The organism is Tolypothrix sp. PCC 7712 (genome assembly GCF_025860405.1).
Classification (GTDB): Bacteria; Cyanobacteriota; Cyanobacteriia; order Cyanobacteriales; family Nostocaceae; genus Aulosira; species Aulosira diplosiphon.
In genome coordinates this window covers 5,169,313-5,182,345 of record NZ_CP063785.1, presented here as the reverse complement: position 1 = coordinate 5,182,345, position 13,033 = coordinate 5,169,313, and the positions used below count along the sequence as shown (strand labels likewise).

The following is a 13,033-nucleotide window of genomic DNA, read 5'->3' as shown; positions in this document are numbered from 1 at the left end:
GAAATTTTTTCATCGGGACTGGCTACTAACAATGCACATCTATTCACTTAGGAATATTGATGAACTTTAAGGTAATACTTCAGGCTCAGATTCTCTCACGGCTAAAGTAACAGGGCTAAGTTTCTGAGCATTAGATGCTTCTAAAATAGGTTGCTGATTTGTAGTTGCTTCAGCCAGAATAACCTTTTTGCTGGCTGCTAAATTATCGCGCTGGTTGATGAGATAAATACTAATTAAAGTTAAGAAAACTCCCATCCACTGTAAGGGACTAAGCACTTCTGAGAGGAAGAGATTACCAAAAAGTAGCGCAAAAATTGGTGTTAAGAAGGTAAGAGAACTGAGACTGGTGAGATTACCGCTAGAAGCAAAGTAGAAAAATAATCCGTAAGCGATCGCACTACCAAATATTGTGGCATAACCCAATGCCAGCCAATCGGATGTAGCAAGATTTTGCCATTGCTGGGATTCTACAACTGATGACACCCCCCATAATGGCAATCCACCGATAATCATGTGCCATCCTGTAGCTACTACGGGATCTGCATAACGACAGACAAACCGAATCAATACTGTTCCTACCGCCATTGATAACGCAGCTAGCAGCATTAACCACTCACCGCTAGCAAATAACTGTTGCCAATTACCGATTGTGACATTTACACCAGAACCCAGAAGATGGAAAATCAACTCATCGGGCAAACCAATTAAACTAATACCAGAAACTCCCAATCCTAAGCCCAGCCATCCCCAAAAACCAATCCGTTCTTGGAATAGCCATAACGACAGTAAAGCTACAGCCAATGGTTGAGAATCAATCATCACAGATCCCAATCCGGCGCTAGTTCTCACTAGTCCCTCTGCCAAAAACCCTTGAAAAAGAGTTCCATCGACTAAAGCAAATAAGGTAATCCATAACCATGCACCCCATCCCTTGGGTTGGGATTTACCCATCAACGCTGCTGCTACGAGAATTAATATCCCAGCTGGTAGCAACCGCACTCCTGCCATAAATAGTGGTGTGGTGTGGGGTATCACTCCTTTCATTGCTACCATTGCCGTACCCCATAAGAAAAAGGGAGCAATGAGTAGTAAGTAAGCTAAGGGAAATCGAGATGCACTGATTTTCAGCTGCATGGTTTTGCTGATGCCTAGATTTACAGATGCAAAATTGCTTTAACTAATTTTACCTAATTATGTCTTTTTGTGAAGAAAACAATACTCATACCTAGATTTTGGATTTTGCCAATTTGCAAAAAAATAAGGGCTTGTGCCCTTTTCTGCAAAATTTCATCTCTAAAATCTCAATAAGCTTTAGCTATGATTTGGCATTAAATTAATTTATGAACAAGCGAAAACGTGAAATGAAACTGATTCCATCTTCCTGATTGGTGATTGGGCGATGACTTTTGAAATTTTGAATTAGCAATTATGAAAATGCGAGTACGTCATTATTAGAGAAGGGTTTGAGTATTTGTGAATTTCTATTCTGGAGGTTTTTCTGGGGGTTCAAACTTATAACCGTAACCCCGAACAGTTTTAATAAATTCGGGGATATTGGTATCAACTTCCATTTTTTTGCGGAGTTGACCAATATGTACATCAACTACTCTTCCATCTCCCACATAATCGCAACCCCAAATTTTCTGGATTAGCTGAGGACGACTCCACGCTTGACCTGGGTGGCTAGCCAAAAAATGTAAAATATTAAATTCTAGGGCAGTTAATGATAGAGGTTTATCGTTAAGTGTCACCTCTCGCCCATCAGGATTAATTGCTAACTGTTGAAAGACAAGGCGTTGTGCTGGTGAGGTGTTGACTGTACGCATCCGCCGCAACAAAGCTTGGACTCGGACTTCTACTTCAGCTAGGCTAAAGGGTTTGGACATAAAATCATCAGCACCTGCAGCCAAGATTTTAATTTTATCAGCTTCGTCAGTTCGGCTACTGAGTATCATCACTAAAACGTTAGTGCGCCGTTGCATTTCTTGGCAAAGGGTATAGCCTGTGCTGTCTGGTAAATTCCAATCGAGGATAACTAAATCTGGTTGAAATTGATCGAATAAATTTAAAGCAGTCTTACCATCTGCTGCCGACTCAATATGATATTTTCGACTTAAAAAGCGATATATGAGAGTTCGGACACCGTAGTCGTCATCTACAACCAGAACTTTGGGATTAGTAGCAGGAACCATCACCATAACTGTCTAGCCCATTATTTATAGTCTATTGTCTATGTGGCGATTTGATATGCGATCGCTACTTTGTGAAATGCTACCTTCAGAGATTGTTTGCACTCGAAATAAATTATGTAGTGCTGGAATTATTCCCATCCTGTCCTCAGGTGCTTACGTATATACTTATGACTTGTCGTCAGGTAGCGTTTGCTCACCAAACATTAGTCATTATAGTACTTGATTTGGCCGCAATTAACTTTTTAATATATCTAGTGAAGTACTTGACCATAATTATTATCCTACAAAGGAATATTTTTGCCGAGCCTGTGATATTTTTAATCACCAGTCAGTAAAGTTTCTACTCAGAAATCAATTGAGAGCAAGCTCTCAAACACTTGAAAAATCTAATAATTATTGGTTAATGTTAATTGAATACAACGTAATGTTTTTGACAATATTCTTGATTCTTGAAATCATCATAAACAGCCAGCCTGACTTCACTTATATAATTTGTAATTTATTTAACTTGTCTTACCCATTTACACAACTCAATTTATTGGTTATTAAAATTCATCAAGTGTCAGTTTAAATAATACTTGCTACTTGTATAAGTGTTTTATAATACATTTTTGAAATATTGCGGTTCAAAGTTGAGGTCAATTCCAATTCTGGAGTCAGTCATATATTTTTCCTGGAAAGACACCATTTATGGTTTAATTTAAGATTCAATATTGAAAATTACACAATGAAATGAGCGCTAACCTCAAAGTAAGAAATAATATTGATCAGAGATTGCGTATAAATGAAAAGAAAAAATCATAAATTTAACGCATTTCTTCTCAATCAATGAAATACTTACTATTTATACATAATTCAATTTGTAATTTTAAATCCACAGCCCGACTAAAACAACCACTGCATTAATAAATTAGCTGTGACAAATTACTGTGAGGATGAATATAAAACTTTGTTTATTTGATAGTTCAGACTTTAGACTTGAGCTATTTGTACTAGTACAACACGGCATAAAGAAACAAATCATACCCTACGGGAAGCCACTTTGCGTCTACAAAATCAACAAAAAGATTACTCTGTCTTAATTTTGAATTTTGCGGAAAGTCTGAGCGGAGGTTTCCTCCGATCAGAACTTTCCAAGAGAGAATTTTGAATTCCGTCTTGCGGTACTAGTACAGTACGGCGGAAATAAGCAGACCATTAAATAGCCAAAACTTTGCTCTTATATGTCCACTTAAAAGGTTTAGCCATTGTTTGATTAAAGTAGTCGATAAACTTGAGGATTCGATTTTTCAAATCATCCTGACTGACGAAACTGGCTCTTCTGAGTAACTTGCGAACCAAAATACTGAACCAAATCTCAATTTGATTGAGCCAAGAGGAATGTTTAGGTGTGTAATGAAACACAATCCGGTGTGTTGGATCACTCAAAAAAGCAGTGCGGGATTTCATTGATTTAAGGATGCCACTTTCTCCCTTAATACCCAGGTCAATATTCAAACCTTCAATTTGTGCAACTAAACGAACTAGAGACTCAGACTGATGAGTGTTAAGGCAGTCCATAATCAGATGCCATTTTTTAGCATCACTGTCAGTTTCAATTGTTCGGCGAACATGAAGGGCAAAATCAACTTCCGTTCTGGTATCTGAACAAGTCGGCTGGACAATTTGACCAGTGGCAACATCAAAGCTGGCAATTAAGCTTTGCGTGCCGTGACGAATATACTCAAATTCCCTTCTTTCGACTTTGCCTGGTCGCACAGGTAAGTCTTTTTCTAAGCGCTCAGTAGCTTGAATTCCTGTCATTTCATCAATGGATATTGTACGTTCTCCCTGAAGATGCCGCTCAATCGCATTGATGTATAAACCAGTAATATCTTCAACTTTTGCGTCAAATTCTTCGTCCTCAGGGGGGGGTTAACCAGTAGCGGCTCTGGTGAGGTTTAAGTTCTGCTTCTTCAAGTAATCTTCCAACATGGCGGACAGATATGCTTTCAATAATTCCAAGTTTGATGATTTCGTTCGCTAGTTCTCTTGCTGTCCAATGACTTATTGGTCTTCCATAATCGGATGGTGGGGAACAAGCTAATGCAAACAACTCGATTACTTGTTCCATACTAAACTTCGGGCGTGCGCCAACACGCTCAGAGTCTTGTAATCTCTGCTCAATTGATAATTCTTTCCCCTCAGTTTCCAACCACCGATTTCGCCATAAACGCGCCGTTTGACGATTTATGTCTAAATTTCGGGCGATTTCACGATGATTTTGACCCTCTGATCCCATGACAATTATTTTGGCTCGTAGCGCTATCTGTTGCGGCGTGTTGTGTCTGTTTATCAACTGTTGGAGTTGATCCCGCTCGCCATCGCTTAAATTTAATATTTTAGGATTTAATCTAGCCACACCTTGATTCCTTAATCCGCGCCCAAAACGGGTTTTAACCTGATTATTTATTCTCCCACCAATATGGTCTATTTATTTATGCCGTGTTGTACTAGTCTATCTCAAGAGAGAGTTTGGTAAGCTTCATACCAGGGAAAGAGAAAATCAAACTATTTTTTTAGATAAATTGCTGTTAACGTAATCAGCAAGAGACAGTTATGGCTAACAATTTAGTAGATAATATCATTCCCGAACAGCCACCCATTGAACCACAATCTGATGCTCATGTTGTGAAAGCTCGTCTAGAATGGGGCGAACCTGCTTTTACAATACTAGATGTGCGCGATCGCGAATCCTTTAATGAAGGTCACATTTTGGGTGCAATGCCAATGCCCACAGATGAAGTTGTAGAACGAGCTGCATCATCTATAGATAAAAGCCGTGATATTTATGTTTACGGTGCTAATGAAGAACAAAGTGCTCAAGCTGCACAATCTCTGCGTTCTGCTGGGTTTAAGCATGTATCTCAGCTAAAGGGCGGACTTGGTGCATGGAAGGCAATTGGCGGCCCAACTGAAGGTTCTATTGAAGCTATGACCCCTCCAGGTCGTGGTGACTATAACGTCGTATCTCGGTTAAAAGAACATACAGAAACTCAAAGTAAAGACGTATAAGTAGGTCGGCGAAATTAAAGATAACTAGCTGAGGCTGTCATTGGTCATTTGTCATTGGCAAGGATTTCAAACCAATATAGGTTTCTTAACATAGTTTGGTTTATTTCCCTCGACTTACTTAGCTTGAGATTTTTCATGGGTCATGAGTGGTTAGTTATTAACTAATCACTTATAGATTCCCTCTCTGCGCCTACCCTGCGAAAATGTCTTTGACGAAGCAAAGAATGCAGAGACAAGTATAGTAGACTTCTTGCAGAAGTCGGGAATAGGGGGAAAGGTTGTATATTTTCCCCTTCTCCTTTAACCTTTTCCCACCTCTGGCAAAAGTGCTTTTTGCCAGAGGTATAGTGAATTCAATACTTGTCGGTTAAGGGGAAAAGGGGCAATAAAAAACCTTTAACCCTTACCCTTTCACCTTTTCCCCAAACCAAATTAAGAGTTGAAAATCCTCAACCGAGCAGTATTGATAGTGAATTGTTATCGTCGATATTCATCACCACAATCGCCAATTAACTGATATAAATCCCGTGATTGGCGAGACACTGTATCTATCTTATTTAAATCTTCCTCATCTAAGTTGAAACTAAATATTTTGGCGTTGTCTTCTATATGCTCAGATATGCCTAGCCTTGCACCAACAATCACACCTCCGACAGATGGCTTATCTAAGATATAGCGTACTGCCACATTAGAAATACTGACTTTGTGTTTATCAGCAATAGATTTGAGAGTCGTAAGCAACTCTTGAAATAATTGCCAACCACCCCAAGCATCAATCATATTTTTATATTTTTTCAAGCTAACTGTGGTTAGATCAAATCCTCGGGGTTCTGGTTTACCTAAATGCTTTTCTGAGAGCAAGCCACCACAAACTGTGCCGTAAGTAAATAATTTGATATCGTGCTGTTGACAAAACTCGATCATATTTACTTCTGGACGACGGTCAACTAAAGAAAATTGCACTTGGTTAGAAACTATTTTGATTCCTGCTTCCACAATAATTTGCAGATGTTCAGTATCAAAGTTAGTTAAAGCTAAATGCTTAATTTTGCCCTCAGTTTGCAATTCTGCCATATATTTGAGCGCATCGAGGTAGTTTTTATCTTGATATTCCCACCAATGGAACTGCATTAAATCTAATGACTCCACATCCATCCGGCGGAGGGAAATATTAATATTGTCCTCGACGATTTTTTTGGTCATTTTACCAGGGCGAGGCACCCACTTTGTAAAGGCTTGGATATTAGCTAAAGCTTCTTGACCACGAGTAGCAATAATTTGACGGCGGAATTCCCCAATTAAATCTTCGGCGGGGCCATAATGGTCTGCTAAATCCCAGGTAGTAAAGCCTGCATCTACATATTTGAACATAGTTGCAATTGCGAATTTGGGATTTATGCGTCCATGTCCACCAGAAACTTGCCACATTCCATTTAAGATACGGCAGATATTTAAATCTGGGGTGAATTGCAGATAGCTTGTTGTTGGTAGAGTCACGTTGCTTCGCTCCGAATTCTAAATTCAAAATTAAAGACATTACGGATAAATCTGGGGTTTTAATTAATGTTGGTTCACGGTTTTTTCTAAATGAATTTACGGGATTGTATCCTTATTTTCTTAGGTCACTTGGGAAGGATGAATTATAAATTAACGCCAGTCTTTTGCAGATTGCTCTAAAACATAAGCCGCAACATCTTGTATTTGCTCTGCAGTGAGGCGGTCTTTATAAGCTGACATATTATTTTTACCATTGGTGACAATGGATGATATTGCCTCTAGAGAATCCATACCATATTTCTTGAGAGCTTTTTTCTTTAAGGTCTTACCACGCCTGACAATATTACCACCGTTAATATGACAGCCCACACAATGAACCTCGAATATTTGTGCGCCATTAACTAAATCTGCTGCATGAGCAGAAGATGTGAAAATACTTGTCAAGCTTAAACAAGTAATCAATAGCAACTTTATGAGTTTGTTTAATTGCTTTTTCATATAATCAACATCATTTTTTACTTATATCAACTGGCATTTTATAAAGATTCAAAATCTGAAGTAAAGCCAACAAACTGCTGACATTCTTCCACAAAAGACTCAGCGTCACTCACATCCTCAATTTTGTATACCATAATTCGCTGACCATCTGGCATTTTTTTAGAAGTAATGCAATTACCGGAATATTTATCTGCTAGTGCTTTAAATTCACTACCATAGATTTTCCATGCTTGACCAGAACAAGTGATATTTACTTTCCACATAAGAGCTTTATTTGCGTATCAACAAATATTCATCATCTCACAAAAGGGAATTTGTGAAAAATCCAGTCATTTTCTGTCTAAAGGAAGTGCCCGACTCCAAAAGGCTACACCATAATGTGAATAGAGGATGATATCTAGAAAATTTTATCCAAATTACCTAAATACCCAGAGTTGAAAATGGCTAGTAATATCAAAGAGAAAATTCAAGCAGACTTGCAACAAGCTAAAGAAACTGGACAGCTAAGAAGCGATCGCATTAGAGAAATTGTGAAAGCCGCAGTATCTCAAGTCAGTTCTGAATTTAAGACGGGTTCTATAGAACTGCGTACTATTGTGAAAGATGCACTTTCGGCTGTCATTGAAACTTTCCAAGAAAGAGGTAGCGAAATCAAAGAAGAAGTAACAGCTTCTATTGAAGGTGTATTGGAAGGTGTGAATAGCCACCGACATGAAAACATCGCTAAAACTCAGACAGAAATTAAAAAGCTACAGTCTCAACTAGATAGTGAAGAAGAACAACTCCAAAAAGATGTTGATGTAATTTTGGCTGAGATTGAAGAGACTGGTAAGGAAACTTCTACTTCCACAAAGACTGTGCTTGATTCTGTCATTGATGGGATTAAAGATAGTGAAGAAGCAGCTTTGCTCAAGAAGCGCTATGCTCAACTGCAAGCACAACTAGCTATTGTGAGAGCTAATTTAGCTGCGCGCTACGGCGGACGTTCAGAAGAAGTTAAAGATTACTTGGAAGACGCAAAGCATTGGTATAATCAAGCTCGTCCCCAAGCCGAAAACATCGCTACTCAAGTTGAACAGAAGCGATCGCAGCTCGATGATAAACTGGGTGAAGCTGGAAGTGCGATCGCGAAAAAGGAACGTCAGCTAAAACAGGCTTTAAGAGAGTTGCTATTAGCGGCGGCAGAATTATTTAAGGACAAAGATAATACTGCTGATAAGCACAAACTTCCCCCTGCTTAATACCTTTGCTTATTTTCCATCATAGATATATATCCCTGGCTGATTAAATAAGTTGGGGATATTGTTTTATGTGTAGAAAAATTTTCAGTAATGCACTGCATTATCTAATACCAATTCAAATAATGTTTGCGACAGATAAATTCTTTGTAAGGGCACGGCATCCGCAATCTTTTGGCATATCAAATATCTTACTGGTGCCGTGCCCCTACCTATCTTTCGCGTTTTTTTTCCCAAATGGTATAAGCTATGTCCGGTGGGTTACGCCAAGGCTAACGCACCCTATATATAATTGCACTCTAGCAAGATTTATAACCCCGGATTTTTCAAAAAATTGGGGGTTTGGGTGACAACTTTTGTTTAATTGAAATTATTTAAAACAGAAAATTAGGGTGGAGAAATGCCACCCTAATATTACTTTGATTGAGAGGAGAAATTCGATGAAACCCTGATACCGTAGCCCGAAAATCAAAAATTAAAAGTCACAATTTAAAAAGGCTTTTATTTGGGAATTGATGACTGTTCTAAATAGGAGCTTTTATTTCTGGCTGAATTGTGTTTAACTACAAAATTAATTTAACCAGTGTCATTTTGAATAATGGATATGTAAATTGGTAATGGTAATTACTTGTCGAGAATTAGTTAATACTCATTACCAATTTAGCAGTGTTAGTAGATGCCATCCTGTCTGTTTAATTGCTCCTCATGCTTGGCAATTACCCAAACTGCATGAATACTACCGGGAAGCCAACCTAACAATGTGAGCAAGATGTTAATGATCAGAGTTGGGCCAATACCAACTTCTAGAAAAACTCCTACGGGGGGTAACAACAGACCAAGAAGTAAGCGTGTTAATTTCATGGATTTGATTCTAATGATTGATGTGGGTACTTGCGTTTGTATGATTGTCACCGAATTATTAAATCTACTTACGGAATTAAATTAATTCGACGACTGCTAATTGATAGCGAAGCATGAGAGCAGTAGTATCTCTACCATAACTGCTTATTAGCTGGAGGGTAATTCTCCCTTGTTATTTGCATTTCCACTACCTAAAGCCAGGTTCTTTTCTGCAAAGTAGTTGTTAATGAAGGTGTTAGCAAAAGAGAGAATTACTGGCCCCAAAATAAAAGCGAGAATTCCGTGAGCAGAAAAACCAGGAACTAAGGCTGCTGCTATAGCGAAACAAATGCCGTTAACTACCAGCGAAAAAGCACCAAAGCTTAAGAAATTAAGCGGCATAGATAAGGTAGAAAGTACTGGCTTAACTGAGCCATTAATCAAACCAATCACTAATGCTGCAATTATTGCGGCAGGGAAATTAGCAATATTAACGCCTGGTACAACTAAATCTACTATTAATAGACTCAAAGCTGTTGCTATTGCTGTTAAAAATGGCCCTAACATTGTTTTTACCTCAGAAACAGTTGATTAAGCGTGTGAACTTCATGTCACTATCATGAACTAATCAAGCTGTTGGTACATCAATAAGAGGATAGATTCTTGTTCTATCGTTTGGATGAAAAATTCGGCTGTAATTTTACCATTTGATAGTTTTCTGCTAAAATTCTTAATTATGATGGAAAATTCTATGTAATCCAATTTATAAAGAAAACCTTAACTTTTGACAATTGATTTATATCTGAAGCTCTGAGTATTTAGTTTATAAATAAATTCCAAAATCTCTAATTAAAACAAATTATTGCTTATAGTAAAGCGAAGATTTATATAAAACTTGTTCTTGATGGGTTTCGAGAGTGCAATCAGAGGTGGGATAAGTCACGCAGGTAACAATATAGCCAGCTTGTATTTCCTGGGGACGAAGAAATTTCTGCTCACTTTGATCGACTTCGCCACTAATGAGTTTGGCAACACAGGCAGAACATTCGCCTTGCTTACAACCAGATGGTAGGCGAATACCGTTGTCTTCTGCTATGTCGAGAATATATTGATCATCTGGTACTTGAATAGTGCGGTCTAACCCCATTGTCGAGTTGATGAGTCGAACTTGATAAACTGCCATATTTTATTACCCATCAGGTAAGATACTTTGAATTCTTGGTGGTGCGTTGCGCTGCGCGACAACGCACACTACGACTAGCCTTGTCTTACGGCTTTCATTGACAAACTAATTCGCTTCAATTTCTCATTGACTTCTAGTACTCTAACTTTCACAACTTGTCCAACTTTGACAATCTTTTTGGGATCTTCAACGAATCTATCCGCCAGTTGGGAGATGTGTACTAAGCCATCTTGATGTACGCCGATATCTACAAACGCACCAAAGTTAGCGACATTGGTGATGATACCTTCTAATTCCATTCCCTCTTGTAAATCTTTGATTTCTGTAATTCCTTCTTTGAAAGTGGCATATTTAAACTCAGCACGAGGATCTCTACCGGGTTTTTCGAGTTCGCTGAGGATGTCGCGCAGTGTTGGTTCGCCTACAGTATCGGTGACGTATTTTTTAAGGTTAGCCTTTTGGAGTTTAGCGGCGATTTGGGTTACCTGATTTAATGGTACGTTGAGGTCAGATGCGATCGCTTCTACTACAGAGTAACTTTCTGGATGCACGGCTGTATTATCCAAGGGATTTTCACCGTTGCGAATCCGCAGGAACCCTGCTGCTTGTTCAAAGGCTTTTGGCCCTAGTTTTGGCACTTTTAACAATTGACGGCGATTTTTAAAGGCTCCGTTCTCGTTGCGATAGGTAACAATATTATTGGCAACTGCTGGGGTAATTCCCGAGACAAAAGTTAAAAGTTCCTTAGAAGCCGTGTTTAAGTCTACACCGACATAGTTGACGCAGCTTTCTACAGTTTCATCTAACTTTTTCTTGAGCAACTTTTGGTCAACATCGTGCTGATATTGTCCTACACCAATCGATTTGGGATCAATTTTCACCAGTTCCGCCAAGGGATCTTGTAACCGCCGACCGATGCTAATGGCACCACGTACGGTAACATCTAAATCGGGAAATTCTTCTAGTGCCACTTTACTAGCAGAATATATAGATGCACCCGATTCATTTACCATTACCTTTGTCGGTTTGCGTTCCATAGCTTGCAGTACTTGGGAGACAAACTCTTCAGTCTCACGGGAAGCTGTACCGTTACCAATGGCAATTAATTCAATTTTGTACTTTTCAATGAGATTTTTGAGAGTTTGTGCAGCTTTAGTTCGTTGTTCTGCTGCTTGATGGGGAAATACCGCTTGATATTCCAAAAATTTCCCTGTTTGGTTAATTACTGCTACTTTACACCCAGTTCTAAACCCAGGATCAATTGCCAAAGTTGGCTTCATCCCTGCAGGTGCAGATAATAGCAATTCCCGTAAATTCGTTTCAAAGGTTTTAATCGACTCAAAATCAGCGTAGGCTTTCTTTTCGGCTATTACTTCTCCCATTAAAGAAGTTTTCATCAAGCGATTAAATGCATCTTTAATCATCCCTTGGTAAAAATCGCGAATAGCACGGACTTTGGTTTTAATTTCCTGAGATTCGAGGTAGGAAAGTACGATATCTTCATCAAAGGCGATTTCAAAATTTAATACTCCCTCTGCCTCACCCCGACACAAAGCCAAGATATTATGAGGTGCAATATTTTTCACCTTAGCTTGATAGTTGCGGTACATTTCAAATTTCGTTGTGCCTTCCGGATGTTCATCTTTAATCCGAGAGGTAAATATCCCCGATTCTAATAAGTAATCCCGAATATATGCCCTTGATTCGGCTCTTTCGGCAACTTCCTCCGCTAAGATATCAGATGCACCTTTGAGCGCTTCTTGTGCAGATTTTACGCCTTGAGTTTCCGAAATATATTTAGCTGCTTCTGTTTCTAAAGAAGCAGACACAGGATTTTTCACATTCAATGATTTAATAAATTCTGCCAGTGGTTCTAAACCTTTCTCTCTGGCGATAGTAGCGCGGGTGCGGCGCTTTTGTTTATATGGTAAGTATAAATCCTCAAGTTCTGTTTTTTGTAAACTAGAAGTAATCTGCGCTTTTAGTTCATCAGTGAGTTTACCTTGATTGGCGATCGCATTTAGAATTACCGCTTTTCTTTCTTCTAATTCTGTTAAGTATGTATACCTATCCGATAAATTACGCAATTGAACTTCATCCATTTCATTGGTGCGCTCTTTTCGGTAGCGTGCAATAAAAGGGATTGTTGCACCCTCTGCTAAAAGTTCCAGCGCATTTTGCACCTGATAAAGTTTAAGGTCTAGTTCAGTTGCCAGTAATTGAGGAATGTTCAGCATTGAGTGTCTAAATCAAAAACTTAAATTTAGTAGGTAATTATGCTATATCGTTCGGCAGATGCCAGCACAATAGCGTTAAGCTAATTTACCAGATGATTATCAAATATGAATTTTTTACATGATTATTTTACATACTCTGTTGTAAGGTAATCTTACAGAGAGGTAAAATAAACCAATTGTCAACAACAGATTTAATCTGTTTATATCAACGTTACACCTTTGATTTCAGAGGTTAGGAAAAATGGCTTTGTTTTTTTTGGTTCCACTATGTACCGCTTTGATAACTGGCTATTT

13 protein-coding genes are annotated in these 13,033 nt (G+C 38.6%); 2 read left to right on the top strand and 11 right to left on the bottom strand.

What is annotated here, in order from left to right; genetic code table 11:
- Positions 1–66: 66 nt before the first annotated feature.
- The 4 genes from HGR01_RS21195 to HGR01_RS21180 all read right to left on the bottom strand — a co-directional run bounded on the left by HGR01_RS21195 (position 67) and on the right by HGR01_RS21180 (position 4,593).
- Entirely contained in the window at positions 67–1,134 is a 1,068-nt protein-coding gene (locus tag HGR01_RS21195; RefSeq protein ID WP_045874145.1) for a DMT family transporter, read from the bottom strand.
- A 347-nt stretch (positions 1,135–1,481) separates the two neighbouring features.
- Positions 1,482–2,198, bottom strand: coding sequence for a response regulator transcription factor (locus HGR01_RS21190; RefSeq protein ID WP_045874146.1), 717 nt, complete (start codon positions 2,196–2,198; stop codon positions 1,482–1,484).
- Positions 2,199–3,389: 1,191 nt separating this feature from the next.
- Complete coding sequence (locus HGR01_RS21185; protein WP_045870252.1) at positions 3,390–3,995, bottom strand: transposase; 606 nt, start codon at positions 3,993–3,995, stop codon at positions 3,390–3,392.
- A gap of 100 nt (positions 3,996–4,095) precedes the next feature.
- Positions 4,096–4,593, bottom strand: a complete 498-nt coding sequence (locus tag HGR01_RS21180) for a helix-turn-helix domain-containing protein (RefSeq protein ID WP_045870251.1) — start codon at positions 4,591–4,593, stop codon at positions 4,096–4,098.
- A gap of 197 nt (positions 4,594–4,790) precedes the next feature.
- On the opposite strand from HGR01_RS21180, the gene HGR01_RS21175 reads away from it, so the two are divergent.
- Positions 4,791–5,246 carry a rhodanese-like domain-containing protein gene (locus tag HGR01_RS21175; protein WP_045870250.1) on the top strand — a complete coding sequence of 152 codons (456 nt, stop codon included), beginning with the start codon at positions 4,791–4,793 and terminating at the stop codon, positions 5,244–5,246.
- A 477-nt stretch (positions 5,247–5,723) separates the two neighbouring features.
- On the opposite strand, the gene HGR01_RS21170 is transcribed toward HGR01_RS21175, so the two are convergent.
- The 3 genes from HGR01_RS21170 to HGR01_RS21160 form a co-directional block, all read right to left on the bottom strand.
- Complete coding sequence (locus tag HGR01_RS21170) at positions 5,724–6,743, bottom strand: aldo/keto reductase (RefSeq protein WP_045870249.1); 1,020 nt, start codon at positions 6,741–6,743, stop codon at positions 5,724–5,726.
- Between the two features lie 150 nt (positions 6,744–6,893).
- Positions 6,894–7,241, bottom strand: coding sequence for a cytochrome c6 PetJ (petJ, locus tag HGR01_RS21165; protein ID WP_045870248.1), 348 nt, complete (start codon positions 7,239–7,241; stop codon positions 6,894–6,896).
- 38 nt (positions 7,242–7,279) lie between these two features.
- Complete coding sequence (locus tag HGR01_RS21160; RefSeq protein WP_045870247.1) at positions 7,280–7,504, bottom strand: hypothetical protein; 225 nt, start codon at positions 7,502–7,504, stop codon at positions 7,280–7,282.
- Positions 7,505–7,681: 177 nt separating this feature from the next.
- Here HGR01_RS21160 and HGR01_RS21155 point away from each other — a divergent pair, with 177 nt between their 5' ends.
- Positions 7,682–8,482: a hypothetical protein gene (locus tag HGR01_RS21155; protein WP_045870246.1), complete on the top strand. Its 801-nt coding sequence runs from the start codon at positions 7,682–7,684 to the stop codon at positions 8,480–8,482.
- A gap of 666 nt (positions 8,483–9,148) precedes the next feature.
- On the opposite strand, the gene HGR01_RS21150 is transcribed toward HGR01_RS21155, so the two are convergent.
- The 4 genes from HGR01_RS21150 to HGR01_RS21135 form a co-directional block, all read right to left on the bottom strand.
- Positions 9,149–9,340 (bottom strand): YqaE/Pmp3 family membrane protein, encoded by a 192-nt coding sequence (locus HGR01_RS21150; RefSeq protein WP_045870245.1) that lies wholly within the window; start codon positions 9,338–9,340, stop codon positions 9,149–9,151.
- A gap of 147 nt (positions 9,341–9,487) precedes the next feature.
- Positions 9,488–9,886, bottom strand: a complete 399-nt coding sequence (locus tag HGR01_RS21145; protein ID WP_045870244.1) for a phage holin family protein — start codon at positions 9,884–9,886, stop codon at positions 9,488–9,490.
- Positions 9,887–10,178: 292 nt separating this feature from the next.
- A complete protein-coding gene (locus HGR01_RS21140; RefSeq protein WP_045870243.1) occupies positions 10,179–10,502 on the bottom strand; it encodes a 2Fe-2S iron-sulfur cluster-binding protein in 324 nt (107 codons plus the stop codon).
- A gap of 74 nt (positions 10,503–10,576) precedes the next feature.
- A complete protein-coding gene (locus HGR01_RS21135) occupies positions 10,577–12,739 on the bottom strand; it encodes a Tex family protein (protein WP_045870242.1) in 2,163 nt (720 codons plus the stop codon).
- Positions 12,740–13,033 lie beyond the last annotated feature (294 nt).

Coding starts and splice junctions, on each gene's coding strand:
- HGR01_RS21190 (WP_045874146.1), bottom strand. CDS start 2,198: ATGGTGATGGTTCCTGCTACTAATCCCAAAGTTCTGGTTGTAGATGAC.
- HGR01_RS21135 (WP_045870242.1), bottom strand. CDS start 12,739: ATGCTGAACATTCCTCAATTACTGGCAACTGAACTAGACCTTAAACTT.
- HGR01_RS21160 (WP_045870247.1), bottom strand. CDS start 7,504: ATGTGGAAAGTAAATATCACTTGTTCTGGTCAAGCATGGAAAATCTAT.
- HGR01_RS21140 (WP_045870243.1), bottom strand. CDS start 10,502: ATGGCAGTTTATCAAGTTCGACTCATCAACTCGACAATGGGGTTAGAC.
- HGR01_RS21150 (WP_045870245.1), bottom strand. CDS start 9,340: ATGAAATTAACACGCTTACTTCTTGGTCTGTTGTTACCCCCCGTAGGA.
- HGR01_RS21185 (WP_045870252.1), bottom strand. CDS start 3,995: ATGACAGGAATTCAAGCTACTGAGCGCTTAGAAAAAGACTTACCTGTG.
- HGR01_RS21145 (WP_045870244.1), bottom strand. CDS start 9,886: ATGTTAGGGCCATTTTTAACAGCAATAGCAACAGCTTTGAGTCTATTA.
- HGR01_RS21155 (WP_045870246.1), top strand. CDS start 7,682: ATGGCTAGTAATATCAAAGAGAAAATTCAAGCAGACTTGCAACAAGCT.
- HGR01_RS21175 (WP_045870250.1), top strand. CDS start 4,791: ATGGCTAACAATTTAGTAGATAATATCATTCCCGAACAGCCACCCATT.
- petJ (WP_045870248.1), bottom strand. CDS start 7,241: ATGAAAAAGCAATTAAACAAACTCATAAAGTTGCTATTGATTACTTGT.
- HGR01_RS21195 (WP_045874145.1), bottom strand. CDS start 1,134: ATGCAGCTGAAAATCAGTGCATCTCGATTTCCCTTAGCTTACTTACTA.